This is a genomic window from Ruegeria sp. SAZD013 (genome assembly GCF_059612525.1).
The window spans coordinates 1-25,264 of the sequence record NZ_JBXWQT010000001.1 but is presented as its reverse complement, the minus strand read 5'-3'; the positions used below and the strand labels follow the sequence as shown (position 1 = coordinate 25,264).

The following is a 25,264-nucleotide window of genomic DNA, read 5'->3' as shown; positions in this document are numbered from 1 at the left end:
GGGGGAGCGTTTGCTCCCCCTTCTTTGTATCAGGCATCGATAATGTTGTGGCCAGGCCCATATGGGAAGCCGGTAATGTTTTCTGCCCCATCTTCGCCAACCACCAGAATATCATGCTCGCGGTAGCCCCCTGCACCGGGTTGCCCTTCGGGGATCCACAGCATGGGCTCGATTGAAACGACCATGCCAGGTTCCAACACGGTGTCGATATCCTCTCGCAATTCCAGACCGGCCTCGCGCCCGTAATAATGGCTGAGGATGCCGAAAGAATGGCCATACCCGAACGAGCGGTATTGCAGCAGCCCCTCATCGGCAAAGAAACGGTTGATCTCGGCAGTGATGCCTGAACAGGTCGCACCGGGTTTGATCAGGCTCAGACCCAGTTCATGGGCCGCCACATTGGCCTTCCACAGGCGCAGGCTGTCGGCGTCCGGCTCGCCCAGAAACAGGGTACGTTCCAGCGCAGTGTAATAGCCTGAGATCATCGGGAAAGTGTTCAGCGACAGGATATCGCCTTTTTGCAGGGCGCGTTTTGTCACAGGGTTATGCGCGCCATCGGTGTTCAGCCCGGACTGGAACCAAACCCAGGTGTCGCGATATTCGGCATCTGGATAGGCGCGCGCGATTTCCTCTTCCATTGCGTCACGGCCCGCCATGGCAATCTCGATCTCAGTTGCGCCTTCACGGATGGCCGCATGGATTGCCGCCCCGCCAACATCCGCGGTGCGTGCCCCACCCTTGATCAATTCAATCTCTTCGGCGGATTTGACCATGCGGGCGGTCATTGTATCCGGCGCGATATCAACCAGCTCGGGGGTACCCAGCATCCGCAGGGCAGTGTCGCGGGCGGCCAGCGTCATGTGGTCGCCTTCAATGCCGATGCGCTTGGCGTTGCCGATCAGGCTTGCAACCGCACGCCAATAATTGTCGCGCTTCCAGTCAGTATAAATCACGTTGTCTTCGACCGACCGACGCCACGGTTGCCCGGCGTCGATGTTGGCCGAAACGGTGGTGCAGGCCTCTTGAGTGACCACGCAGCCATACGGACGGCCAAAGGAACAATACAGAAAGCCCGAGTAGTAGGCGATATTTTGCATTGATGTCAGCAGAACCGCAGGGATATCACGTGCGGCCATGATGCTGCGAAGCTTGCTGAGACGGCGATCATATTCACCCTTGCTGAACGGCAAAGGCGCTTTGTCACCATTGTGGCAGGTAAAGAATTCGGGGCGTTTTGTTGTGTCGGTCATCACTTGGTCTCTCAACTTTGCCGGGCGACAAATCCCGGCCACATGTCCCGGCGTTCAGGACAGGCGGTCTCGGGGTCCGAGAGCCGATCATCCCCTTAAACGCCGCGACGCCATCGCAGCGGAGATGAACACGAGAATCGTTAGATCAGACAGAATGCTCCGTCAAGCGGGTGAAAGCCCCCGCAAACGTTCGGACCGACGACGCAGCAACTCGACCGTGGTCAGCAACGCAATCGACAGAACCACAAGGATCGTCGCAACCGCCAGAATGGTTGGGCTGATCTGTTCCCGCAGGCCGGTGAACATCTGCCACGGCAAAGTCTTCTGACTGGCAGAGCCAACGAACAGAACCACCACAACTTCGTCGAAAGAGGTGATGAAGGCGAACAGACCACCCGAAATCACACCCGGCAGGATCAGCGGCATCTGGATCTTGAAGAAGGTCCGCACCGGCCCTGCCCCCATGTTGGCAGCCGCACGCGTTAGTGAGCGATCAAAGCTCACAAGCGTGGCGGTCACAGTGATGATCACGAACGGGATACCCAGAACGGCGTGCGCCAGGATGACTTTCAGATAACCCACAAAGTTCTTGTTCATACCCAGCGTGCCTTCAAGGAACCGACCGATATCGCTGTAGAAAAAGAACATGCCAGTGGCCGAAATGATCAGCGGAACGATCATCGGCGAAATCAGGATTCCCATGATAGCACGGCGGCCGGGGACGTGGCTCTGGCTGAGGCCAATGGCAGCCAAAGTACCAAGCGAAACCGAGATGATTGTGGCAATCGGGGCAATGATCAGCGAGTTCTTGAAGCTGCGTTGCCATTCATTGTTGGTAAAGAAATCGCGGTAGTGCTTCAGCGAGTACCCTTCAGGGTCAAGCCGCAACATCTCGGGCGTGAAGGTAAAAAAGTCCTGTGCGTTGAACGACAGCGGCAAGACCACAAGGATCGGTGTGATCAGGAAGACGAAGATCGCACCGCAGATCACCCGGAACAGGTAGTGGTAAAACACCTGCTGCGCGGTCAGGTACGGCAACAGCTTGCGCCGGTATCGCCCTTCGTACAACCAATAAGTAAACCAGGCGAAGAACCAGCCCCCCAACAGGCCAAGTACTCCCCCCATTGGGCCGGACATCAAAAAGCCCGCGATGCCAAAGCCGAGGATATTGATCCAGCGGGCCAACTGCTCATTCTTTAGAATGTTGATGTAAATCCATGCCAGTCCGGCAATCACGATGGCACCGCCCACGATCCCTAGCAGGACCGAGCCGTTTCCGGCGCCGACAAAGATTCCAGCGAACGCTCCGGCCAATGCAACGCTGGGCAGAACCATCGACAGAGGTTTGCGGGATATCGGGGTAAGTGCGGCCATCTTGATTATCCCAACTTCACGTTATCAATGCCCACGATCTTGTCGTAGACCCAGTAGAGCAGCAGAACGACCGCCAGCAGTATCGTTCCCAGCGCCGCCGCCAGTCCCCAGTTCAGTGAAGACGAGATGTGATAGGCGATCCGGTTTGAGATAAAGACACCTTTGGTACCACCCACAATTTCAGGCGTGATGTAGTAGCCAATCGCCAGAATGAACACGAGGATGGAACCAGCGCCGATGCCCGGAATGGATTGCGGGAAATAAATGCGCCAGAAGGTCGTCCAGTTCGTCGCCCCCATGGATTTCGCAGCGCGTGTATAAGTTTCCGGAATGGTCTGCATCACTGAATACATGGGTAGGATCATGAATGGCAGCAGGATATGCGTCATCGCTGTGATCGTACCGATCTGGTTGTTGATGATCACCAGCCGTGCATCGTCGGCTACTAACCCCAGCCAGACCAGCGTTTCGTTGATTACGCCTTGCTGTTGCAGCATGACTTTCCAGGCTGATGTTCGGACCAGCAGCGACGTCCAGAACGGCAAGAGCACAAGGATCATCAACAGGTTCGACACCCGCATCGGCAGGGTGGCCAGCAGGTAGCTGACCGGATATGCCAGAAGAATACAGGCGCCGGTAATAACCAGTGACATGAACAGGGTCCGGCCAAACAACTTGATCAGGATCTGCTTGTCTTCAGGCTGAGATTGCGCGCCGTCAGGGGTTCTGCGCATATCCACTGCATTCAGAAAATACCCGTTGGTGATCTTCGGCGAATGGGTTTTGATCACGCGCCACGTTTGTGGATCGCCCCATCCGTCGTGAATATCAATTAGTTGCTCCTTGAACGGACCATCCGTTTCAGGATCCAGTTTCTTGATCTGACGACCTGACTTGCGGAACATCGAAGACATACCGGTTTCTTCGTAGTTCAAACGCGAACCAAGCCGTGTGTGCTCTTTGTTGTCAATCGCAACAATCATATCCCGGACAAATGCGTTATACACATCTTCGCCCGGCAATTCGCCAGACTGCTCGTCCCAATTTTGAAGCGCCTCGACAGTTAGAGGCAGTGTTTCCGAAACGATGCTGTTCTCGACCGATCGGAAAAGCATCGCCGCGATCGGCACAATAAAGGAAAACAGCACGAACAAAAGCAAAGGGGCGATCAGAAGAAGGGCGCGCAGCTTTTGCCGCCGCAGCGAGCGTGCCAGCGATAGTTTGAGCGGCGTTCCGTCCGCTGCCAGCATGGGTCCGGCGTTTTGGCTTGCGTCAGTCATTCGAGCCCCTCGGGTATGTCTTGGTTCAGGGGCGGCGCACCGCCCCCGACTGTGTCATGAAATCAATCGCTTACTGCGCCAGCCATGCCTGGAACTTGGCGTCGATATCGTCGCGGTAATCCGCCCAGAATTCGTAGTTATACAGGAACGTGTTCTTGGCGTTTTCCGGATCGGTCGGCATATGCGGTGCCATATCGATACCCAGATCGGCGTGCTGACCCACAAGTGGAGCTGACGAAGCGCGGGCCGGACCGTACGAGATGTACTTGGCCTGATCCGCCAGACGCTGAGTGTCGGTTGCGAACATGATATAGTCCAAAGCGCGCTGCTTGCGCTCATCGCTCAGTCCGGCAGGGATGATCCAACCGTCCAGATCGAACACCTGCGCGTCCCACAGCATTGCAACCGGCTGTTTCTGCTCTTCGATCACACTGAACAGACGACCGTTATAGGTCGAACCCATGACAACTTCGCCGTCAGCCAGCAACTGAGGCGTGTCCGCACCGGCGGACCACCAGACAACGCTGTCTTTGATGGTGTCCAGCTTGGCCAAAGCCTGATCCTGACCTTCCGAAGTCGCCAGAACGTCATAGACATCATCCTTCGCGACGCCGTCACACAGCAGCGCCCATTCCATATTGTTGATGGGGCGTTTTTCCAGCGAACGCTTGCCCGGATATGCCTCCAGGTCGAACACTGCACAGATGTCGGTTGGTGGGGTGTCACCTACCAGATCGGTGCGGTAGCCGAATGTGGTCGAATAGACGATCTGCGGAATAAAGCAGTCGCTGACTAACAGTTCCCCGAAATCTTCAGAAGCCGGCGTGCCATCCGGAGCCGGAGCCAATTGGCTGTCAAAATCGATTTCAAGCGCCAGACCTTCGTCGCAAAGCCGGATTGCGTCAGCGGCCACAACATCCACTACATCCCATGTGATGTTGCCCGCTTCATTCATCGCGCGCAGTTTGGCGACGGCCTCGTTCGAGCTGTCATCGTTCAGAATCGTGATGCCGGTCTTTTCCGAATAGGGCTCGTGATACGCCTTCAACTGCGACTTTGAATAGGCACCGCCCCAGGAAACGATAGTCATCTCCTCGGCTGAAACAGTGCCCGCAGCCGTCGCAATTGCAGCCGCAGTGAGCATGATCTTGGTTGGTTTCATGTGTTACTCCCAGTTCATCCCGTTTTATGTGGTGGTCAGCCGATGCACGGGTTTTCACCGGCCGGTCCCTCAGCTTAACCGCGCTTGTCCCGCGCGGTTTGGTCTATGCGTCGAGCGCACGACAATCCTGTGCCAGCCAGCCGATCTCGATCTCCTGACCCGGGGTCAGGCGTACGGCATCAGGCGCATTTCGAGTTTTGGCGATGAATTCGTTGTTTCCGGCAACGGACATGCGGAACCGAAATACGTCGCCCATGTAAATGAATTCTTCGACCCTTGCTTTCAAAGTATGCGCGTCGGCGTGCAGGCGGTCTTTGTTGAATTCCACACGTTCAGGGCGGATCGAAACTTTGGTCCGGTCGCCTGCGTTGTGGACGTTGATCGGAACCGCGTCGATTTCCGAGCCATCATCCAGGCGTACGACGCAAGTGTCGCCATCAATCGATTTAATAACACCTTCCAACGTGTTGTTTTCACCGATGAATTGCGCGACGAAACTGTTTTCCGGCTCTTCGTAAAGCTGATCAGGCGGCGCAAGCTGTTGAATGCGGCCATCGTCGAAGACAGCCACCCGATCTGACATGGTCAGCGCTTCGGTCTGGTCGTGGGTCACGTAGACAGTTGTGATCCCAAGCTCATGGGCCAGACGTGTGATTTCGAACTGCATATGTTCACGAAGCTGCTTGTCCAATGCCCCCAAAGGCTCGTCCATCAAGACCAGTTCGGGCTCGAATACCAGGGCACGGGCCAGAGCAATCCGCTGTTGTTGCCCGCCCGACAGCTGAGCAGGACGTCGGCCACCAAAGGCGCCCATCTGAACCATATCCAGCGCGCGCTTGACCTTTTCATCCCGCTCCGACTTGCCCAGCTTACGGACTTCCAGCGGAAACGACAGGTTCTCGGCCACCGTCATATGCGGGAACAAAGCGTAATTCTGAAAAACCATGCCAATACCGCGCTTGTGCGGCGGGATATTGTTGATGGGCTTGCCGCCCAGGAGGATTTCACCGTGCGTGGCGGTTTCAAATCCGGCGAGCATCATTAGGCAAGTCGTCTTGCCCGAGCCTGACGGCCCAAGCATTGTCAGAAACTCACCTTTGGGCATTGCAAGGTTTAGGTCTTTTACGACGAGGTTCTCGCCGTCATAAGACTTCTGTACGCGTTGGAATTCGACAAACGCGGCGTCGTTCATTGTATCGGCCACAAGACCCCCTGTTACGTCAAATGATTATCCGTCTTCTGCGGATTTCATTGATCTGTAGCCGTTAGTTAAGACCAAGCGATGTTCACATTGCAACAGTGAATCCCGGTTTTGTTACACAATATCGGGATTTAACAGCTCACCCGGCTTCGTTCAGAACCCGCATATGCCACGCAAGACTTTGATTACTGGACAGAACCGGCTTGCCGATACGAGCGCGTATCTCGGGAATAGCCTGTTGTGTGCGAAGGTTTGTACAACTCAGAAAAACCGCATCAACCGACGGGTCCGAGCCCAGTTTTGTGGCAGCGTCGATAACGGATTGCACCGAAATCCGAACAACTTTGGCCTCTTCTGATTCCCCGAATGTCCCAAAAACATCCATCTCCACTCCGCCTTGGGCAAAGGCCCGGCGCAGGGGAAGGTTTACCTCTTCAATATAGGGCGACAGCAGCGCGAATTTCGAAACTCCCAGGTGTCGCGCACAGGCCGTAGCTGCACGCAAAGGGTTTGTAACTTCGGCGGTCTGGCATGTCTGTTTAACAAGTTCCGCTACACGGTCGGACCCGATAACCGAGCTTGCAGACGTGCACCCGTACCCGACAACGCGATAAGGTCGCGCGCTGGGCAGCAATGCGGCGGCGGCTGGCAGCGCCTTCTCCATTTCCGCAAGGCTTTCCGTCGTCACCTCGATCCCGCTGGGAATACGTGTCACATAGATTGGATACTTGCGGTCCGAAAAATACGAGCTGAACTCAGGCTCCAACGTTTCATCGTTCTGCAACACGATCAGACCAAGTGGGGTGGCCTTGGGATCGTCCTCATCAAGGGCGTAATGTATTCGGGTCATATCTCGATCACCTCTGGCCCGATACGCGGGCTAAGAAAACATGGAGCGCCTTCGGTGATGACAATGTTTTCTTCATGGACAAGTATTTTTGTACCAACGGCGATGCCCGGCTCCAGTGTCAAAACCATGCCGGGTTCCAGCACGGTCTGGTCTGCCGGAATAATGGATGGCCATTCTGTCAGTGACATCCCCAACCCATGACCCAGCCGCCCTGCATCTGTGCCTTCAGCATCTTTGGTAAGCACCTTGTTCATAGCATGGAACAAATCTGAGGCTGTTGCACCGGGTCGGGCGATTTCGAACGCGGCATCTGAGGCTTCCACCAGTCGGGCGTGCGCTGATCTCACCTCAGGCCGGGCTGGGCCTACAGACCAATTGCGATCAAAATCACAGAAATAGCCATCCCAAACCAGACCTGTATCCAGCATAAGTACGTCGCCAGGTTCCAACGGCGCCGAAGTTGCAGGTGATATTACATCACTGTAGCCGCCCTGCTCTGCCCCGCCTGCTAGATACGGCACCCAATCGGCCCCTTCCTCAAGGCAGAGCATCTGGAAGCGGCGAAAAACCGTGTCCAGAGGCACCCCTGCGCGGGCAATCTCGGGCACGCGGGTGAAGGCGCGTCCCGCAATACCACAGGCTGTTTGGATCTTGGCAATTTCAGCCTGGGATTTGATCATGCGCAGCCGGCGCAGGATACCCTGATCTCCGGTGATGCGTCGCGTGCCGAGAGCGCCGCGCAAGCGTTCAATGTCCGCCATGGGCATACGCACATGAGTCTCATGGCCGTCCGGCATTCCGACATTGCCTGAAACGGGTGTCAGTTCGGCCAGGACATCGGCCAGAAGCGAGATACCGTCGTCCTGCAAATCGGGCGCGCTCCAGGTTCGGATGTCATCGATCCAGGTCTGCCCCATGAGCGCGGCCCCGATCGAAGGAATCACGGCCACCGGTTTGCCCGTGGCCGGTACGACCAGAAACCATGGCCGGGTTGGGCTTTCCCAAAATCGGGTCAGATAGCCGGTAAAGAAACGCACATCAGTTTCTGTAGTCAGCAGCAGCGCCGACAAATCCGCGGCTCGCATCAGCTCCTGCGCGCGTTTGGTGCGCGCCTCGAACTCTGTCTGATCGAACCCTCTCATTCCGCGATCTCCGACAGAAAGCACAACACGCGTGAGTTTTCGTCGATCCCCATGGCTTTCCGTGCGGTTTCGTTCATCACCGCCGCAAGGCCTGCCCCGCCTGACGCCGTGGTGGCCAGCCCGACCTTTGCCATCGCGTCAAGCTTTGCCGCCACATCGTCATCTGAAAGGGTCAGGAACAGGTCTGTGTCGCGGGCCAATCCGTTTAACGCGATCAACGACGGTTCCTTGCAGTCCAGACGCCCCATGATGCTGTCTGGGCCATCCGCGAAAACACATTTTCCGGCAACTATGCTGGCCTGCAACGCGGGCGCCGCTTCGGGTTCAACCACAACGATCTTCGGTGCGTCGCCCCAGATGTGTCGTGCATAGGCAGCAACGGCACCGGCCAGCCCGCCCACGCCTGCTTGCAACAGAATATGCGTCGGAATCTCAGGGCACTGCCTGACAGCCTCTGCCGCCATTTGCAGATATCCTTCCATGAGCATCCATGGCAGGTCATAATATCCATCCCACGAACTGTCCGACAGCAATATCCATCCGTTGTCTTCGGCAGCCGTTTTCGCGGCCTCCATGCTGGCGGCATAGTCAGCACCACTTCGAACAACCTCGGCTTTTTGCCCTTTCAGACGTTCCGCAAAGGTCTCGGGCACAGTTTCAGCAATGTAAACAACAGCCTTCGCGCCGAAGATTCTGGCACCAGCCGCAACACTCATGCCGTGGTTCCCGGCGCTCGCGGTCACATAGGTCGCGCCTGCCAGAGTTTGTTCACCCGGCTCACCTGTCTTCTCGGCCGCATGACGCGCAATTACATAGGCTGCCCCTAAAGCTTTGAACGAACCAAGGTTCATACGCGCCCGTTCATCTTTCACCCAAAGCCGGGCTACAGGGGCCAGTTTCCCGGCATCAACCAATGGCGTTTCTTTCGCGACAGGGCACCGAGAAAGCAAATCTGCAACACGGGCAGCATCTGTAGAAGGATACGGCGCAGACGGTGCAAGCTTTTGGCCCCCCCGATGTGGATTGGTGATGATCTGCATACGCCCCTCGCCTAATTGTTCATCTGGTGACGTGACCCTACCGATGGAACACTGTCAATCAACCTTTGCCGTTAGCCAGAGACGTCGACGACCTTCGGGGTCTGTTCTGTTACCAAGGCCAACACCCAGTCGTGAAACAATCGGGCAGCCGGATTGGCGGCGTTTGACGAGAGGTAATAGCCTTCGTTGCTGTCAACCGAACATTCATGCGCGCGTATGACCAGACCGGCGGCAATCGCATGAGTCGTCAGTAATTCGCTGACCAACGCGACACCGCTGCCGTGAACGGCCAGTTGCAGAGCCATCCCAAATGTATCGACAAAAACACCAGGTTGGCGGCGCAAGCCCTGTTTTTCAAACCATGTGCCCCACCCACTTGATGTCCCGACAGCCTCGATCAGAGGCAGGTCAAACACGCCGCCCGCGACCGTCGGGGATTTCACGGCAACCAGCCGGTCAGGCATCAGGCGGACAGCGCCCTGTCCCACCTGTTTCTTTGATCCGAACCGAACCTGAACATCTGCGTGGGATGCGTGGAAATCGTCGGGCCAGATCGCACTGAGAAGCCGGACGCGAACTTCAGGATGGCGTCTGGTAAAATCTGACAGATATGGGGCAATAACCCACTGGGCGATGCTAACAGACGTGGCGACAGTCAAGATGTCTCCGGACGCGCTGGCGTCCACGCGCCCGGCAGCCGCGGCAAGCGCTTCAAGCGCGCTGCCAACCTCGGGCAATAGTTTACGCCCCGCATCCGTCAGCGCCAAGCTTCTGGGGTGCCTCACAAAAAGAGCTGTCCCCAAACGCATCTCGAGCGATTTCACCTGCTGACTGACCGCCGATTGCGTCAAGCCAATCTCTTCGGCAGCCGCCGTAAAGCTAAGCGTTCGTGCAGCCGCCTCGAAGGATCGGAACCAGGTCAGTGGTGGAAGAGATTTACCCATTTGGTCAAACTGTCCATTAATCTTTTTAATGGCAAAGCACATAATTCAATCATTTGTCAAAAACCCTGTCCGTTTTTAACGTTTGCGAGCGCGACAGGAGAGCTTTGATGCAACCGGAAATACGTAAGATCGTTACCTACGATGAGGAGGTCCTTGTCGAGGGCTTCCGAGCCGCCAAAACCCCATGGCGCATGTTTGCCGTGGCCGCAGTGGTTCACAACCCCTGGGCAGGACGGTTTGTGGAAGACCTTAAACCCGAGATACAGGCCTATGGCCCTGTTCTGGGTGAGATGATGACGAAACGTATGATCAAACTGGCCGGGAGTGGTGAGGCAATCGAAGCCTATGGCAAAGCCGCCGTGGTCGGGCTGAATGGTGAGGTCGAGCACGCTTCGGGCCTTATTCACACGTTGCGCTTTGGCAATCACTACCGTGAGGCCGTCGGTGCGAAATCCTATCTGGCGTTCACCAACACACGTGGTCCGGCAAATGCGCCGATCATGGTGCCGTTGATGGATAAAAACAATGCCGGGCGGAGGTCGCACTACCTGACAATTCAGTTCTCAATTTCTGACGCACCGCGCGATGACGAAGTTGTGGTCGTATTAGGCGCAGCAACCTCGGGCAGACCGCACCACCGTATCGGTGACCGTTATCAGGATCTCAAGGATTTGGGCCATGACCTGGACAACCCGGCCGCGGTCTGAGATCGGCGGGCTGGCGGCTATCCAGACTGGTTCGGGTCAGAATATCCTTCTGTTGCATGGTGTTGGCTTGCGGGCTGAAGCTTGGGGCGCACAATTGGACGGGCTGGCTTCTGAAGGTTGCATGACCGCTCCGGACATGCCCGGTCACGGAAACAGCCCATTAACTGACCTCAGCATCGGGCTTTCGGCGTACACCGAAGCGGCTCGGGGTGTTCTGGACTGCATGAGTGGAGCGGTCGTTTTGGTTGGCCACTCGATGGGGGCCATGATCGCGCTTGATCTTGCCACCAAAGCGTCACACCGGGTTTGTGGGGTCGTCGCATTGAACGCGGTTTTTGAGAGAGCCGCGAATGCGGCACAGGCCGTGCGCGACCGTGCGGCGCAGCTGGATGGCAAGACGATCGCTGATCCCACCAGCACATTGCATCGATGGTTCGGAGATGTCGCCTCGGCTGAGCGCGATGCCTGCCGTAGATGGCTGACGGCCATGGACCCGGCTGCGTATAAAACGGCCTATTCCGTCTTCGCCCACAGCCAGTGCCCCCGACGCGATGCGTTGGAGAAACTAAGCTGCCCGGCGCTTTTTCTAACCGGCAGTCTTGAGCCCAATTCAACCCCGGAGATGTCACGCGCCATGGCGGACGCCGCGATGAACGGGCGCGCGCAAATCATTGAAGGCGCTGCACATATGATGCCGATGACGCATGCAGATCAGGTCAACGCTGCGATTTCCAGCTTTCTGAGTGAGCTGCGCCCATGACCGCGCTTGATCCTCGTGACCTTCGTCGTGCATTCGGTCGGTTCATGACCGGTGTGACGGTTGTGACGACGTGTGATGACGTAGGCAATACACTTGGCTTTACGGCCAATTCCTTCACTTCGGTTTCTCTCGACCCGCCGCTGCTTTTGGTCTGTCCGGGAAAAAACCTGTCTTCTTTCGACGTTTTTGCAACCTGCGCCCGTTTCGCGGTGAACATTCTGGCCGAGGGGCAGGAAAACGTATCCAATACGTTTGCCGGGTTCAAAGGTGATCGATTTGCCAAAGTCGATCACTACTTTGATAAGAATGACGTCCCTTTGATCAGGGGGGCAGTCGCAACGTTTTCCTGCCACACTCATCAGGTTGTCGAAGCCGGCGACCATTGCGTTTTAATCGGTCAGGTCGAAACGTATTCTCAGAACGATGCCACCGGACTTGGCTATGCGAACGGGCAGTATTTCAGCCTCGGGCTGGAGCGTGGCGCGCTGGAACCATCCGGGCGAAATGTGGTCTGTGGCGCGATCATCGAGCAGGACGGGCACGTCTTTCTGGAGAAAACAGATGCCGGTTTCCGCCCGCCGCAAGTTACGCTGTCAGATCGGCAAGATCTGCGAAGCAGCCTTATGCAGAACCTGACGGCAAGGGGTATCAATGCACACCTTGGCGTCGCGTATTCCGTCTATGACGATGCCACCACGCACCATGTTTACATTCTTGCGTCTGCGCCCGCCCTGCCCCGGCATGGCCCGTTTCACGCAGTCGCAACCAAAGACCTGGCGACCCTGCCTTACGCGTCAGCACCCATCGCCACCATGATGGCTCGTTTTGCGCTGGAAAGCCGAACCCGCAATTTCTCGCTTTATCTGGGTGACGCCCAGCGGGGCGATGTGCACAGCCTGTCGGAAAGGACCTGAGGAATGGAGTTTTCCCTTTTTGCCCATATGGAACGGCTGGGCCCCGAAGAGTCGCATGAGAAGTTGTATGAAGAGTTCATCGAGCTGTGCAAGATGGCTGATCAGGCAGGGATGCGTGCGGTCTGGACCGGTGAACACCACGGGATGGATTTCACCATCGCACCCAACCCGCTGATGTCGCTGGTGGACATCGCGCATCATACCAAAAACGTGCGCCTTGGCACCGGCACTGTGATCGCACCGTTCTGGCATCCGATCAAACTGGCGGGAGAGGCAGCCGCGGCGGATATCATGACCGGTGGCCGGATCGAACTGGGCATAGCGCGCGGTGCCTACTCTTATGAATATGAGCGGCTTATGCCCGGCCTGGACGCATGGACCGCCGGGCAGCGAATGCGAGAGATCGCTCCTCTGCTGCCCAAATTGTGGAAAGGCGACTGCGCGCATGACGGAGCGTTCTTTCAGTTTCCCGCCACCAGTTCGGCGCCAAAGCCGGTGCAACCCGGCGGGCCACCCATCTGGATTGCCGCGCGGGATCCGAACAGCCACGAGTTCGGTGTTCAGAACGGGTTCAACATTCAGGTCACCCCGCTCTGGCAAGGCATCGAAGAAATCGAGACACTGATGACCCGTTTTGAGACCGCCTGCGCCAATCACGGCGGAGCGCGCCCCAAGATCATGCTGCTTCACCACACCTATATCGGGCGCGATGACGCTGAACTGGATCAGGCTGCGCGGGATTTGTCCCGGTTCTACAACTATTTCGGCGCGTGGTTCCAAAACAAGCGACCAGTCCGACAGGGATTGATTCAGGCTCTGACCGAAGAAGAGATAGCAGCCAACGCAATGATGGCACCCGAAAACCTTGCGCGCGATCTGACAATCGGCACAGCAGACGGAGTGACAGAGCGTCTGAAACGCTATGAAGACCTTGGATATGATGAATACTCGTTTTGGATCGACAGCGGCATGAGCTTCGAACGCAAACGCGCATCGCTTGCCCGTTTCATCGACGATGTAATGCCAAAGTTTCAGTGAGGGGCCGCAATGCACCATAAGCCACATTTCCAGCTTTATATCGACGGCACTTGGACCGAAGGGGCACGTGGGCAAGTGATGACCTCTTTGAACCCCGCGACGGGCGAGGAATGGGCCAGTTTCGCCTGCGCCGCATCCGAAGACGTAGAGCGTGCCGTTTCTGCAGCGCGCCGGTCACTTGACGATCCGGCGTGGCGGGACATGACGCAAACCGCGCGTGGCAAACTGTTGTTCCGGCTTGCGGAACTGATCGAACAGAACGCAGGACGCCTTGGCGAGGTCGAGACGAAGGACAGTGGTAAGCTACTGGCGGAAACCGCGACCCAAACGGCATATGTCGGCGATTACTACCGCTACTATGCGGGGTTGGCGGACAAAATCGAAGGCGCGGTCCTGCCGATCGACAAACCGGACATGCATGTCTTTACGCGGCGCGAGCCCATTGGCGTGGTGGTCGCAATTGTCCCCTGGAACGCGCAGATGTTTCTCACGGCTACCAAGCTTGGGCCAGCTCTGGCCGCGGGGTGCTCTGTTGTGCTGAAGGCGTCAGAGGTTGCGCCCGCCCCAATGCTGGAATTTGCCCGCTTGATCGACAAAGCGGGATTCCCACCCGGCGTCGTTTCCGTCATTACCGGGGACGCAGAAAACTGTGCGATCCCTCTCACCCGACATCCTGACGTAGACCGGATCGCATTCACTGGCGGCCCGGAAACGGCGCGTCATGTGGTGCGCAACTCGGCTGAGAACTTTGCCGTAACCACGTTGGAATTGGGTGGAAAATCCCCGATCATAGTATTCGATGATGCCAATCTGGATGGTGCGGCCAACGGACTGATCGCGGGCAATTTCGGCGCCTCAGGTCAAAGCTGCGTCGCAGGATCGCGCGGGCTGATCCATCGTCCTCTTATGGAATCTCTTATCGCCAAAATCGAAGAAAAGATGACGGGTATAGTCATCGGCGATCCATTGGAACCTGAAACCCATATTGGCCCGCTGTGCACCAATGCCCAGATTGTCAGAATTCAGGCGACACTGGCCAAGGCCAGGGAACAGGGTGCCCGTATTCGTTTCGGGGGCGCGCCACTGGATCGGTCAGGTCATTTCATGGCCCCAACGCTGGTGGAATGCGCCAGTGCCGAGACAGAGACTCTGAAAGTGGAAATGTTCGGCCCCGTCATGTCATTGCTGCCCTTCGACACCGAGGAAGAGGCAATCACACTGGCCAATGACACACCGTTCGGGCTTGGCTCGGGTATCTTCACCGAAAATGTCGCCCGTGCTCACCGTGTTTCATCACGCCTGAAATCGGGCATCTGCTGGATCAACACCTACCGCGCCGTCTCACCCATCGCGCCCTTTGGCGGTTTCAATCAATCCGGTTATGGCAGGGAATCGGGATTGGAGGCCATTCACGATTACACGCGAACCAAGACCGTTTGGCTGAATACATCGGACAAACCGATGTCGAACCCATTTGTTATGCGCTGAGGTGATCTGCAAGACGATCAACGATCACAACTGCACAGCAGCGCTGCCTTCCAGCCTTATCACTTGCCCCACTTTCAGCAGGATCAAGAGTGGGTGCGATTTGCTTGGGAAAACGCGATGATCGCATCAACCAACAGGTCAATCGTATCAACGGCTATTACGTCCGCGGCGACACTGTCGGCGATTAACGACAGCTCTGAACACGCGATAAGTTGCATATCTGCCCCGGCACCAATCAGTTCCGCAGATACGGTATTCAGAGTTTCGCGTGCCTCATTGTAAGGATCACCGGCCTTGATCCTGCGGATGGCCGCAAGCATCTTGCCCTCATCTGCTGGCCAGACAACTGACATTCCCCGCGCTTGAAACGCGGTGTCGAAAAGACCTACGCGCCGCAGCGCGGGCGACGCCAGCATCCCGATACACCCACCCGGTCCGATTGTCCGGTCGGCACGATCCACTGCCAGTTCCACCATGTTCAACAAGGGAATAGTCGCGGCATCCGTAATCGCAGCAGCATAGTAATGTGCAGTGTTGCACGGCATGGCCAATGCCACAGCCCCGGCAGCTTGAAGACGACGTGCCATCGCGGCAAGCACAGGCCCCGGATCCGCGCCCGTTCCGTCAATCAAGTGAGAAATGCGAGACGGCACCTGCGGGTTCATATCGATCAACAACGGGATATGGTCGCGATCGTCGTCTGCTGGCACAGTCTCCACCAACTTGCGCTGGAGGAGGATAGTCGCCTCAGGGCCCATGCCACCAAGAATACCGATCGGGGCCCGCGTCATTGGTCAGATATTGACCCAGCGGTTCTGATGATCAAACACAAAGTCATACCCCCCCAGCGCCGCTGCACCGCCGGTATGCAGGAATACGACTCGCTGGTCCTGGAACTCGCCTTTGCGTGCAAGATCAATAAGACCTGCCGCACCTTTTGCCGAATAGCAGGGATCCAAAAGTATCCCCTCCAGCTCGGCGAACATCCGGATTGCCTCGATACCACTTTCGGTAGGCAAGCCGTAACCCTGTCCGACGTAATCTGTATTGGCCATCACGTTTTCGCGGTTCACGACGCCTGCACATCCCAGCTTCTCGGCTGTTTTACAGGCAAGATCGTAAACCATCTGTTCTTGTTTAAGTTGGGGCGCCCGGGTCCCGATCCCCAAAACCGGCACCTTCGCGTTCATGGCGCACATACCGGTCACCAACCCCGCCTGCGTTCCCGAAGAGCCGGTCGCGTGCACCAGCCGGTCAATTCTTAAACCGCGGTCGTTGGCTTGGCCCAAAAGCTCAAAAGCTGCGTTCACATAGCCAAGGACACCTGTCGGATTTGATCCACCACCGGGGATGAGGTAGACGTTGCGCCCCTCTGCCCTTTTCTTTTCTGCTGCTTTTTCCATCTCGGCCGGCATGTCATGCCCGCCGGGAAATTTCTCGGTGGTTGCACCGTGGAGGTGATCCAGCAGGACATTGCCGTTGGTGTTGTAGTTTCCGTCCTGATAACCGGTGCGATCTTCCAGCAGAATATGGCAATCAAATCCCAGCTTGGCTGCAAAAGCGGCTGTCTGTCGGCCGTGGTTGGTTTGAGTTGCCCCTTGCGTCATGACCATATCCGCGCCCTGCGCCTCAGCTTCGGCCATCAGGAATTCCAGTTTGCGCGTCTTGTTGCCACCGGTCGACATACCAGTGCAGTCATCGCGTTTGATCCAGATTTCCACCCCCAGTTCTTTGGACAGCCTCTTCATCGGTTCCAACGGCGTCGGCAGATGGGCAAGATGCACACGGGGAAAGCGGGCGAGATGCATGTGGAGGCTCCTAACATTGAATTTCGGCAATTTACCATCCCTCAAGCCGTGCATCTAATTCAAAATTCAACTCATAACTTGCAAAAGTTGCATGTTAGACGTCCTTAGTTTATTTAAACCCCATGCGCTTGGAATGGATCGATGACATATTGGCTGTTTTGGATAGCGGTTCCTTGACACGAGCCGCTGAGAAGCGGCTTCTCACTCAATCTGCCTTCACCCGGCGGATACGGCTTATCGAAAACAGCATCGGAGCCACCCTGTTTGACCGCCGCCGCAAGCCAGTATCTCTTATGCCTGGCATTCAGTCATTAGAGCCCGAACTGCGAGAGCTTAGTACGCGGCTGCACAAACTGCGACATGTGCTGAAGACAGCGAATGACCAAACCGGGAAATCACTGTCGTTTGTGTGCCAACATGCTTTGACGACAACGATATCGCCAAGGATCGTGCAAACGCTGACCGAGAATGACGATATCCCAATTCACGTGCGATCAGGGAACCAGGACGAATGTCTGTTGAACCTGATCTCAAAACAGGTTGATTTCGCGATCATGTATTCGATCCCGGGCGACGAAATAAGCAGTGTTGGTGACGCATTCGAAGCCAAGACACTTGGCGCGGACATTTTGATTCCCGTTTGCGCACCCTCTGTTCGCAACAAAATCACCAGCGCGGCACTTCCGGTCATAGGCTATCCGTCCGATGTGTTTCTGGGGCAAGTTTTCGCTCGGAAAATCGCGCCGCGATTACCAGAGGAAACCACACTTGTGACCAGAGCTGAAACGGCCCTGACATTTGCGATGCAACAATATGCCATCAATGGAATTGGCGTTGCCTGGTTACCTCATTCTCTGGTTGCTGCGTCCCTGGCAACAGGTCAGCTTCAACGCGCTGACAGCACACTTCCTTCACAGGAACTGACAATCAGGATGTTTCGTTTTGCAGTTGCTCAGTCCCAGTATTGCGAGCAAATCTGGCAAAGCTTTGATGCGCTTCCATTCGATTTCGCTACGTTGCATTATTGATCTGACGTCGAAGTAAACCACTTCCGGAATGCAAATGAGTGCGGCCCAAGGCAGCCCACCTATTCAAGGTGAACCCGAGTATTAAGCCCGCATCGGAACTTCTCACGGGATTCTGGCCCTAATTCGGCTCTGGTTACTCTGCCGCTGATGTTACCCTCTCCGGTGCGGTCAGCCGCTGCCATGCGTCGTACTGGGCGAGAAAGATCTGCCCGTTGAGGTCGTCGAGGAAATGCGACTGTTTCAGGCGGTCCATGACGGGGCCTTTGACTTCGGACAAGTGCAGACCAACGCCCATGTCACGCAGGCGGTGGTTAATGGCCTCAAGGCTTTCGAGGGCTGAAAAGTCGACCTCGTTCACCGCCGAGAACATCAAAACCACGTTGCGGATTTCGCAGCCCTCGGTCACTCGCGCCTGGATCAGGTCTTCGAGGAAACGGGCGTTCACGAAATACAGGCTTTCATCCACCCGCAGCGTCACCAGTGACGGCTCGGTGTCGACTTTGTGGCGATTGATATTGCGGAAGTGCTGCGTGCCCGGCACAAGCCCGACCTCGGCCACATGCGGGCGCGAGGTTTTGTAGAGATGCAGAAGGATCGAAATCGCCACGCCGCTGGCCACACCGGTTTCGACCCCGGCCAGCAAAGTCAGAACGATGGTGGCGGCTACGGCGATAAAATCGGCGCGCGAATATCCCCAGGTCTTTTTCAGGATCGACATGTCCACAAGGCTCAACACCGCAACAATGATCGTCGCGGCCAGGGTGGCCTTGGGCAAAAAGTACACCAGCGGTGTCAGGAACAGCGCGGCAATCGCCAGACCACCAGCGGTATATATGCCTGCCGCCGGGGTTTCCGCCCCCGCATCGAAGTTCACGACCGAGCGTGAGAACCCGCCGGTGACCGGAAAGCCGCCGGTAAATGCCGCGCCCAGGTTGGCTGCGCCCAGACCGATCAACTCCTGATCGGGGTCCACGCGCTGGCGTTTCTTGGCAGCCAGCGTCTGCGCAACCGAGATGCTTTCGACAAAACCGATGATCGAGATCAGGATCGCTGGTACCAGCAATGCACCGATGAGGTCCGAGGACAGCCCCGGAAAAGTCAGCGGCGGAAGGTTCTGAGGCACGTCGCCGACGATCTTGACGCCCTGCGCATCCAGCCCGAACCCCCAGACGACAACTGTGGTCACCACCACGGCAGCAACTGGTCCGGCCTTGGTCAGCACGTCAGCCAGCAGGGGTGTCACCCCCATGCGCCGCAACGCGGGTTTGAGGTTCTTGCGCACCCAAAACAGGAACGCAGTGGCCAGCACGCCGATGATTACCGTCAGCCAATTGGTCTGCCCAAGGTTTTCGAAGATTGAGCCCAGCATCCCTGGCAGGGTATGCCCATGGGCGCTGACACCCAGAATGTGCTTTATTTGGCTGGTCGCTATCAGGACACCCGACGCGGTAATGAAGCCTGCGATGACAGGATGGCTGAGGAAATTGGCCAGAAAGCCCAGTCGAAAAACGCCCAGCAGCACCAGAAACCCACCCGACAGGAAAGCCAGCGTCAGTGCCGCCACCATGTATCCAGCTGTGCCCTGCTCGGCCACCTGCCCCACGGCGCTGGCTGTCAGCAGCGACACAACCGCGACGGGCCCCACCGCCAACGCCCGACTGGTGCCAAAAACCGCATAAAGGATGATCGGCAATATCGAAGCATAGATCCCGGCCTCGGGCGGCAGCCCTGCCAGCAAGGCATAGGCCAAGGACTGTGGGATCAGCATGATCGTGACGATCACAGCCGCGATCAGATCATTCGACAGTGACGCCCGGCTATACTGGCGACCCCAGTCAAAAATAGGAAGGAAACGTAAAAGGCTCTGCATGGGTTCACGTCCTGAGAAAGCGGCGGCCAGAGCGCGGGAGGCTCTGACCACCATACCGTGGCCCGTCGCACATTTGGTGAAGGCGGGACAGACCAGAACTTAAACCGGTTCTTCCGGTGTCAGTTTCGAGAGGTGTTAATCGGTCGCCACCTTCAGTGGCTCGGGTTTGGCCAACCACTCTTTGCCCTTCAGCATCGCAGACCAGTAGATCGGCGGCAGCAGCTTCTCCTTCAACAGCCACGCCAACCGGCTGGGTTTGGTTCCGTCGATCAGAAATTTCGGGAAGCTGGGTGTCATCACCCCACCATAGGCGAACTCGGCCAGAACGATCTTGCCACGCTCGACCGTCAACGGGCACGAGCCGTAGCCGTCATAGGCGGCAACCGGGCCGCGGCCCTGAATGTCTGCCACGATATTATCGGCCACGGTCGGTGCCTGTTTACGCGCCGCCGCTGCGGTTTTGGCGTTGGGCGCGTTCATCACGTCGCCCAGCGACCAGATATTGTCAAAGTTCTTGTGGCGCAGTGTCGCCTGATCAACATCGACCCAGCCCGCCGCGTCCGCCAGCGGCGACACGCGAATAAAGTCCGGCGCGACCTGTGGCGGGCAGACATGCATCATGTCAAACTCGACTGTGACCAAATCCGGCTCCGCGTCGGGCACTGCAACCTTAAAGGTCGCTTTTTTCGCCGCCCCATCTACCGACACCAGATTGTGAAAGAAATTCAGCGAGGCGTCGTATTTTCTGACGTATTCCATCAGCGCCGGGACATAGTCCTTGACCCCGAACAGCACACCGCCAGCGTTCATGAACTGGATGTCGATATCCTTCAGAACGCCGCGCCGGAACCACGCATCGCCCGACAGATATAGGGCTTTTTGTGGCGCACCCGCGCATTTGATCGGCATCGGCGGCTGAGTGAACAGCGCCCGGCCCTCCTTAAGCCCTTCGACAAGCTGCCAGGTGTAGGGCGCCAGGTCATAGCGGTAGTTCGAGGTCACCCCGTTGCGGCCCAAGGTTTCTTCCAGCCCTTCGACCGCGCTCCAGTCCAGCTTGAGCCCCGGAGACACGACAAGACGGTCGTATTTCACCACGCGACAGCCATCCAGAATAACGGCATTGTTCAGCGGCTCGAAGGCAGCAACTGCCGCCTTGATCCACTTCACCCCGCGCGGGATCAGGGATCCCATCGTCTTGGCGGTCTGTTCTGCGGAGAAGACACCCCCACCCACCAAAGTCCAGCCGGGCTGATAATAATGCACGTCAGACGGATCAATGATGGCGATCGACAGGTCGGATTTGCGCGCGTGCAGGCTGGCCGCAGTGGCAATACCGCCAGCCCCACCGCCCACGATAACCACGTCGAAGGATGCGTCGCCCGTGTCGGTCGGCGTTTTCCCACCATTGGCAATGCGGCGGGCGACGCCGCTCATGTCATAACCGGCGACCTTGGTGGCAGACAGGATTTCGGATACCGGACGCTTGTGCGCCGCCTCTTTCAACGACCACAAAGTGGCCGAGCGCGTGCCGGTCCGGCAATAGGCCAGAACCGGACCCGGCAACTCGGTCAGCGCGCTGCCAAAGGCCTCGGCGTCCTCGTCCCTGACGATCCCGGTTTGCACTGGAACATAGCGCACCTCGAGACCCAGTTTTTCCGCAGCTACCTCGATCTCCTCAAAAGTCGGCTGATCGGCACCTTCGCCATCGGGGCGGTTGCAAATGATGGCACGAAAGCCCGCGCCTTTTATAGCCTCGATGTCACTTGGCGTAATCTGCGGCGACACCGAAACTGCGCCTGATATCTTTCTGATGTCCATGGGTGCCTCTTGCGTTCAGAGCTTGTTGACTGGGACTTTGAGCATCTGGTTCCCGTCCTGGTCCGTTGGAATGCCGCCCGCCCGGATGTTGACCTGAATCGAGGGTACGATCAGCGTCGGCATTGCCAGCGTCGCGTCGCGCTCGGACCGCATTTTGATGAACTCGTCCCTTGTCTTGCCGCCGCCCACGTGAATGTTGTGGGCCTTCTCCTCGGCCACCGTGGTTTCCCACTGGATGTCACGCCCGTTGGGACCATAATCGTGACACATGAATAGCCGGGTTTCGTCCGGCAGGCTGAGCACCTTGTGAATCGAGTCATATAACGTCCCCGCGTCGCCCCCGGGGAAATCGGCCCGCGCCGAGCCACCGTCAGGCATGAACAACGTGTCGCCCACAAAGGCTGCATCCCCGACAACATGCACCATGCAGGCGGGTGTGTGGCCCGGCGTATGCATGGTAAAGGCGGTCATGTTGCCGATCTTGTAGGTCATGCCATCGACGAACAGGGCGTCAAACTGGCTGCCGTCCCGCTGAAACTCGGTGCCTTCATTGAAGATCTTGCCAAACACGTCTTGCACGATCTTGATGTTTTCACCGATGCCGATCTTGCCGCCCAGCTTTTTCTGGATGTAAGGCGCGGCTGACAGGTGGTCGGCATGGGCGTGGGTCTCAATGATCCATTCCAGCTTGAGGCCCCTCTTCTCAACCTCGGCAATCAGCATGTCGGCATGGCCAAACGTAATGCGGCCAGCGGCATAATCGATATCCATGACACTGTCGATAATCGCACAGGCATTCGAGGTCGGGTCCGCAACAATATAACTGATCGTCGCCGTCGCCTCGTCGTAAAAACCCTGAACATCGGGCTTCACGCTCAGATCAACTGGGTAGCTTCCAATCGGCGTCGCTATCGCGTCGGCCATTTTCTGGTTGTGTATCTCGATTGACTTCTGATCATTCATGATCTTGCCTCCTAACTGGCGCGGATCCGTTACCCGTTTCCGCCGCGTGTCATCATCATTTCGTGGACGGCGTCCATGCCGCGATCCGCCATCGCGCTCACTTCGGCCGCATGGATATGCATGGCTTTGGCTATTTCCGGATCGTCAGATGTTTGCACCACTACGATCCCTTCAGAGGTCACTTCGATATCCGAGGTGATCTTGTCGCCATGTTGAAAAAATATGTCGAGGGTCGGGCTCTGAATGATGATCATCGGATCATCCTTGCGACTCACCCGATCGATCATCCCGGCAACATGGGAGACCAGAGCATCCATGACATCCGGGTCGGAAGATCTTGTGACAGTGCGAATACCGTTGGGAAGGTTTTCAACCTCGCGTGTGATCGTATCGAAATTGCGGAACATCACAGCCAGCTCGGCGCTTTCCTCGGGCGTCGCGTTCTCGCTCCTCAGCCCCGGCATGTTGACCTCGTCGTGGCCTTGCCCATCTGCACCGTGACGATGCTCTGCCCGTTCACCGGTCATTCCCTGGCGATGCCCGTGCCCGGACATCAGAAAGATGTAACTGCCAGCCGCGCCGACCAAAGCAGCAACAAGCAACGCAATGGCGATGCCGCCGAACGTCCGGGCGGGATTGCGGTCATTCATCTTTGTCTCCTCCGTTTCTGCCAACCCTCATCCGGCCTTCGCGTGAGACCTGCAATCACCATGGCGGCATGAAAAGTTGAGGAGTAAATATAACTTTGAAACCCCGACTTCAGTGACAAAGTCACGAAACCGGAAAATTTCCCGAAATGGTCAGGTGCTTTGAGCCAACTGTTCCAAAGCCGCCTTGTTGGTTATCGTAATGCGCCCCCGCGATTGGGTAATCATCTCGCGTTTTTGAAAGTCCAGCAAAATCCGCGATACGACTTCACGCGCGGTGCCCAGTTCGCTGGCGAGTTGCTGATGCGTCGCCTGAATGTCTTCCCGACCCCCGGACAGAACCAGAAGGCGTTCAGCAAGGCGAATATCCAAGTGCCCGAATGCCACGTCATCGACTACCCGCAACAGATCAATCAGCCGGCGCGAGTAGGCCTCGAACACAAACTCACGAAATGCGTCTTCTTCCGAGACCAGACGGTCAAAGGCATGTTTCGGCAAGATCACCGCCGTTACGTCGGTTTCGGCAATACCTTCAGCGTTATATGCTTCTTCTGCCAGCATGCAGGCCGTCGTCAGCACACAGCTTTCCCCCGCCTCGACCCGATAGAGCACGATCTCGCGGCCCGAATCCGAACTTTGAGAAACGCGGATCCGTCCGTCATACAAGAACAACAGGCTGTCGGGGACGTTGTCAGGGCCGAATACCTGAGCGCCTTTTGGGCACCGCACAATACGGGCCGCCGTACGTAACCTTTCACGCACAGCCTTCGGAAGGCGGCTTGTCCCGTTAAATCGCTCAGTCCAGTCCAAAATTGTCATCTTGCGTTGCGCATGGGTGCCACAATGCCCTCCTCAATCGGCGCGATACGGTTCAACGGTGCTGTCAGACGAATTCGAACCAGTCTCAGTTTGCCGCGGAAACCGCGAACCTATCCGGAACAAAGTTGACGCCACTCGGCGAGAGCGGCGGTGCGGGTCAGCTTGAAGGTGTCTCGACTGGCTAGCGATCTTTCCTGGTTGAAGTGATTGTAGACAGAGGAATGGACGGAGGCGAATTTCTGCAAACTTCGCATTCGCCTGAAACGCTGCATCGCGCGTTCGCGTCGTCGAAACGGCAGGTGCGAATTCTCGACGCGGTTGTTGAGCCACCTTCCCGTCTGTTGTTTTTCGAGCGCGCCCATTTCTCTGAGCGCAGCCATGTAGGAAGCGAAGCGATCTGTGACGATCTCTTCGGCGCAACCATGTCGCTTCATCAATTTCTTGAGGAATTTCAGCGCTGCAGCTTTGTTTCGGCGTTTGGTAACAACGGCTTCCAGCACCTCGCCTTCATGATCCACAGCCCGCCAAAGATAATGCCGCTTGCCATTCACCTTCACGAAAACCTCGTCAACGTGCCACTTCGATTTTGAAAAGGCTCTGAGTTGCTGAACACGCTTTCTTCGGATCTCTGATGCAAACATAGGGCCAAACCTGTTCCACCAATATCGGACAGTTTCGTGGCTCATGTCGATGCCTCGCTCGTGTAACAGATCTTCGACATTTCGAAGCGAGAGCGGGAAACGGATATACAGCGTCACCGCAAGGCGGATTATCTCGGGGCTGGTTTTGAAGTATTTGAATGAGGCAGGTCTGGTCATGGGAAAAAGCTACGCAACCGCCCTGCCCGCCTCAAGCCAAGTTCTTCTGACAAAACCCGCAAAACGCCCCAATACAAAGTCTCGGCAAAGCTCCGAAAGAAGGTTGAGATGCTGTTTGCCCACCTCAAACGCATTCTCGGGCTGGGACGACTCCGATTACGTGGCCCTTGTGGTGCAACCGACGAATTCCTCCTCGCCGCCACCGCCCAGAACCTCCGAAAACTGGCCAAGATCTTTCCCGCACCGCAGCAAACGAGCAAAGCCTGACAAGAAAGGCACTCGCGCTCAGTTCGGTACGCCTCTCTCTGCGCCAGCAACACGTTGTTTTTCAACAATATCGGCT

The 25,264-nt window shown here is 56.9% G+C and carries 23 protein-coding genes and 1 pseudogene; 7 read left to right on the top strand and 17 right to left on the bottom strand.

What is annotated here, in order from left to right; all coding sequences use genetic code 11:
- Positions 1–29: 29 nt before the first annotated feature.
- The 9 genes from AC2FLU_RS00120 to AC2FLU_RS00080 all read right to left on the bottom strand — a co-directional run bounded on the left by AC2FLU_RS00120 (position 30) and on the right by AC2FLU_RS00080 (position 10,243).
- Positions 30–1,250 (bottom strand): aminopeptidase P family protein, encoded by a 1,221-nt coding sequence (locus AC2FLU_RS00120; protein ID WP_480476316.1) that lies wholly within the window; start codon positions 1,248–1,250, stop codon positions 30–32.
- Between the two features lie 162 nt (positions 1,251–1,412).
- Positions 1,413–2,624 (bottom strand): ABC transporter permease, encoded by a 1,212-nt coding sequence (locus tag AC2FLU_RS00115; RefSeq protein ID WP_480493530.1) that lies wholly within the window; start codon positions 2,622–2,624, stop codon positions 1,413–1,415.
- Positions 2,625–2,629: 5 nt separating this feature from the next.
- A complete protein-coding gene (locus AC2FLU_RS00110) occupies positions 2,630–3,904 on the bottom strand; it encodes an ABC transporter permease (RefSeq protein WP_480476312.1) in 1,275 nt (424 codons plus the stop codon).
- A 70-nt stretch (positions 3,905–3,974) separates the two neighbouring features.
- On the bottom strand, positions 3,975–5,066 hold the full coding sequence (locus AC2FLU_RS00105; RefSeq protein ID WP_480476310.1) for an extracellular solute-binding protein: 1,092 nt from the start codon (positions 5,064–5,066) through the stop codon (positions 3,975–3,977).
- Positions 5,067–5,169: 103 nt separating this feature from the next.
- Complete coding sequence (locus tag AC2FLU_RS00100) at positions 5,170–6,270, bottom strand: ABC transporter ATP-binding protein (protein ID WP_480476308.1); 1,101 nt, start codon at positions 6,268–6,270, stop codon at positions 5,170–5,172.
- Positions 6,271–6,406: 136 nt separating this feature from the next.
- Entirely contained in the window at positions 6,407–7,117 is a 711-nt protein-coding gene (locus AC2FLU_RS00095) for a maleate cis-trans isomerase family protein (RefSeq protein ID WP_496811752.1), read from the bottom strand.
- A complete protein-coding gene (locus tag AC2FLU_RS00090; RefSeq protein WP_496714569.1) occupies positions 7,114–8,259 on the bottom strand; it encodes a M24 family metallopeptidase in 1,146 nt (381 codons plus the stop codon). Before AC2FLU_RS00090 ends, AC2FLU_RS00095 begins: the two co-directional genes overlap by 4 nt.
- On the bottom strand, positions 8,256–9,299 hold the full coding sequence (locus AC2FLU_RS00085; RefSeq protein WP_496714570.1) for a pyridoxal-phosphate dependent enzyme: 1,044 nt from the start codon (positions 9,297–9,299) through the stop codon (positions 8,256–8,258). The genes AC2FLU_RS00090 and AC2FLU_RS00085 overlap by 4 nt, the downstream gene beginning before the upstream one ends.
- 71 nt (positions 9,300–9,370) lie before the next feature.
- Positions 9,371–10,243, bottom strand: coding sequence for a LysR family transcriptional regulator (locus tag AC2FLU_RS00080; RefSeq protein WP_496714571.1), 873 nt, complete (start codon positions 10,241–10,243; stop codon positions 9,371–9,373).
- Between the two features lie 107 nt (positions 10,244–10,350).
- On the opposite strand from AC2FLU_RS00080, the gene AC2FLU_RS00075 reads away from it, so the two are divergent.
- Genes AC2FLU_RS00075 through AC2FLU_RS00055 form a run of 5 tightly spaced genes read left to right on the top strand, consistent with a single transcriptional unit; the run spans position 10,351 to position 15,150 of the window.
- Positions 10,351–10,950 carry an amino acid synthesis family protein gene (locus AC2FLU_RS00075; protein WP_480516453.1) on the top strand — a complete coding sequence of 200 codons (600 nt, stop codon included), beginning with the start codon at positions 10,351–10,353 and terminating at the stop codon, positions 10,948–10,950.
- On the top strand, positions 10,922–11,710 hold the full coding sequence (locus tag AC2FLU_RS00070; protein ID WP_496809246.1) for an alpha/beta fold hydrolase: 789 nt from the start codon (positions 10,922–10,924) through the stop codon (positions 11,708–11,710). Before AC2FLU_RS00075 ends, AC2FLU_RS00070 begins: the two co-directional genes overlap by 29 nt.
- Positions 11,707–12,624: a flavin reductase family protein gene (locus AC2FLU_RS00065; RefSeq protein WP_496811751.1), complete on the top strand. Its 918-nt coding sequence runs from the start codon at positions 11,707–11,709 to the stop codon at positions 12,622–12,624. The genes AC2FLU_RS00070 and AC2FLU_RS00065 overlap by 4 nt, the downstream gene beginning before the upstream one ends.
- A gap of 3 nt (positions 12,625–12,627) precedes the next feature.
- A complete protein-coding gene (locus AC2FLU_RS00060; RefSeq protein ID WP_496809248.1) occupies positions 12,628–13,662 on the top strand; it encodes an LLM class flavin-dependent oxidoreductase in 1,035 nt (344 codons plus the stop codon).
- Between the two features lie 9 nt (positions 13,663–13,671).
- Positions 13,672–15,150, top strand: a complete 1,479-nt coding sequence (locus AC2FLU_RS00055; RefSeq protein WP_496809249.1) for an aldehyde dehydrogenase — start codon at positions 13,672–13,674, stop codon at positions 15,148–15,150.
- Between the two features lie 83 nt (positions 15,151–15,233).
- Here the strand turns inward: AC2FLU_RS00055 and cuyB are convergent, their stop codons facing one another.
- Positions 15,234–15,941, bottom strand: a complete 708-nt coding sequence (gene cuyB / locus AC2FLU_RS00050) for a cysteate racemase (protein ID WP_480476290.1) — start codon at positions 15,939–15,941, stop codon at positions 15,234–15,236.
- A gap of 3 nt (positions 15,942–15,944) precedes the next feature.
- A complete protein-coding gene (gene cuyA, locus AC2FLU_RS00045; protein ID WP_496809250.1) occupies positions 15,945–16,958 on the bottom strand; it encodes a D-cysteate sulfo-lyase in 1,014 nt (337 codons plus the stop codon).
- Between the two features lie 122 nt (positions 16,959–17,080).
- On the opposite strand from cuyA, the gene AC2FLU_RS00040 reads away from it, so the two are divergent.
- Positions 17,081–17,986, top strand: coding sequence for a LysR family transcriptional regulator (locus tag AC2FLU_RS00040; RefSeq protein WP_480554586.1), 906 nt, complete (start codon positions 17,081–17,083; stop codon positions 17,984–17,986).
- A gap of 133 nt (positions 17,987–18,119) precedes the next feature.
- On the opposite strand, the gene AC2FLU_RS00035 is transcribed toward AC2FLU_RS00040, so the two are convergent.
- The 6 genes from AC2FLU_RS00035 to AC2FLU_RS00010 all read right to left on the bottom strand — a co-directional run bounded on the left by AC2FLU_RS00035 (position 18,120) and on the right by AC2FLU_RS00010 (position 24,921).
- Positions 18,120–19,856, bottom strand: a complete 1,737-nt coding sequence (locus tag AC2FLU_RS00035; RefSeq protein WP_496809251.1) for a SulP family inorganic anion transporter — start codon at positions 19,854–19,856, stop codon at positions 18,120–18,122.
- 135 nt (positions 19,857–19,991) lie between these two features.
- Entirely contained in the window at positions 19,992–21,674 is a 1,683-nt protein-coding gene (locus AC2FLU_RS00030) for a bifunctional protein tyrosine phosphatase family protein/NAD(P)/FAD-dependent oxidoreductase (protein ID WP_496714580.1), read from the bottom strand.
- 15 nt (positions 21,675–21,689) lie between these two features.
- Positions 21,690–22,574, bottom strand: coding sequence for an MBL fold metallo-hydrolase (locus AC2FLU_RS00025; protein WP_480604325.1), 885 nt, complete (start codon positions 22,572–22,574; stop codon positions 21,690–21,692).
- A gap of 92 nt (positions 22,575–22,666) precedes the next feature.
- Positions 22,667–23,287 (bottom strand): hypothetical protein, encoded by a 621-nt coding sequence (locus AC2FLU_RS00020; protein ID WP_496714581.1) that lies wholly within the window; start codon positions 23,285–23,287, stop codon positions 22,667–22,669.
- Positions 23,288–23,437: 150 nt separating this feature from the next.
- Positions 23,438–24,103 carry a Crp/Fnr family transcriptional regulator gene (locus AC2FLU_RS00015; protein WP_496811750.1) on the bottom strand — a complete coding sequence of 222 codons (666 nt, stop codon included), beginning with the start codon at positions 24,101–24,103 and terminating at the stop codon, positions 23,438–23,440.
- A gap of 110 nt (positions 24,104–24,213) precedes the next feature.
- Positions 24,214–24,921: an IS6 family transposase gene (locus AC2FLU_RS00010; RefSeq protein ID WP_496809253.1), complete on the bottom strand. Its 708-nt coding sequence runs from the start codon at positions 24,919–24,921 to the stop codon at positions 24,214–24,216.
- A gap of 36 nt (positions 24,922–24,957) precedes the next feature.
- Here AC2FLU_RS00010 and AC2FLU_RS00005 point away from each other — a divergent pair.
- Positions 24,958–25,188: pseudogene (locus AC2FLU_RS00005) on the top strand (transposase); the annotation flags it as partial.
- Positions 25,189–25,264 lie beyond the last annotated feature (76 nt).

Bases quoted from the DNA above. Each gene is read 5' to 3' on its own strand.
- AC2FLU_RS00060 (WP_496809248.1), top strand. From the start codon at position 12,628: ATGGAGTTTTCCCTTTTTGCCCATATGGAACGGCTGGGCCCCGAAGAG.
- AC2FLU_RS00115 (WP_480493530.1), bottom strand. From the start codon at position 2,624: ATGGCCGCACTTACCCCGATATCCCGCAAACCTCTGTCGATGGTTCTG.
- AC2FLU_RS00080 (WP_496714571.1), bottom strand. From the start codon at position 10,243: ATGGGTAAATCTCTTCCACCACTGACCTGGTTCCGATCCTTCGAGGCG.
- AC2FLU_RS00105 (WP_480476310.1), bottom strand. From the start codon at position 5,066: ATGAAACCAACCAAGATCATGCTCACTGCGGCTGCAATTGCGACGGCT.
- AC2FLU_RS00040 (WP_480554586.1), top strand. From the start codon at position 17,081: ATGCGCTTGGAATGGATCGATGACATATTGGCTGTTTTGGATAGCGGT.
- AC2FLU_RS00095 (WP_496811752.1), bottom strand. From the start codon at position 7,117: ATGACCCGAATACATTACGCCCTTGATGAGGACGATCCCAAGGCCACC.
- AC2FLU_RS00015 (WP_496811750.1), bottom strand. From the start codon at position 24,103: ATGACAATTTTGGACTGGACTGAGCGATTTAACGGGACAAGCCGCCTT.
- cuyA (WP_496809250.1), bottom strand. From the start codon at position 16,958: ATGCATCTCGCCCGCTTTCCCCGTGTGCATCTTGCCCATCTGCCGACG.
- AC2FLU_RS00020 (WP_496714581.1), bottom strand. From the start codon at position 23,287: ATGAATGACCGCAATCCCGCCCGGACGTTCGGCGGCATCGCCATTGCG.
- AC2FLU_RS00110 (WP_480476312.1), bottom strand. From the start codon at position 3,904: ATGACTGACGCAAGCCAAAACGCCGGACCCATGCTGGCAGCGGACGGA.
- cuyB (WP_480476290.1), bottom strand. From the start codon at position 15,941: ATGACGCGGGCCCCGATCGGTATTCTTGGTGGCATGGGCCCTGAGGCG.
- AC2FLU_RS00035 (WP_496809251.1), bottom strand. From the start codon at position 19,856: ATGCAGAGCCTTTTACGTTTCCTTCCTATTTTTGACTGGGGTCGCCAG.
- AC2FLU_RS00065 (WP_496811751.1), top strand. From the start codon at position 11,707: ATGACCGCGCTTGATCCTCGTGACCTTCGTCGTGCATTCGGTCGGTTC.
- AC2FLU_RS00030 (WP_496714580.1), bottom strand. From the start codon at position 21,674: ATGGACATCAGAAAGATATCAGGCGCAGTTTCGGTGTCGCCGCAGATT.
- AC2FLU_RS00055 (WP_496809249.1), top strand. From the start codon at position 13,672: ATGCACCATAAGCCACATTTCCAGCTTTATATCGACGGCACTTGGACC.
- AC2FLU_RS00085 (WP_496714570.1), bottom strand. From the start codon at position 9,299: ATGCAGATCATCACCAATCCACATCGGGGGGGCCAAAAGCTTGCACCG.
- AC2FLU_RS00010 (WP_496809253.1), bottom strand. From the start codon at position 24,921: ATGACCAGACCTGCCTCATTCAAATACTTCAAAACCAGCCCCGAGATA.
- AC2FLU_RS00070 (WP_496809246.1), top strand. From the start codon at position 10,922: ATGACCTGGACAACCCGGCCGCGGTCTGAGATCGGCGGGCTGGCGGCT.
- AC2FLU_RS00075 (WP_480516453.1), top strand. From the start codon at position 10,351: ATGCAACCGGAAATACGTAAGATCGTTACCTACGATGAGGAGGTCCTT.
- AC2FLU_RS00120 (WP_480476316.1), bottom strand. From the start codon at position 1,250: ATGACCGACACAACAAAACGCCCCGAATTCTTTACCTGCCACAATGGT.
- AC2FLU_RS00090 (WP_496714569.1), bottom strand. From the start codon at position 8,259: ATGAGAGGGTTCGATCAGACAGAGTTCGAGGCGCGCACCAAACGCGCG.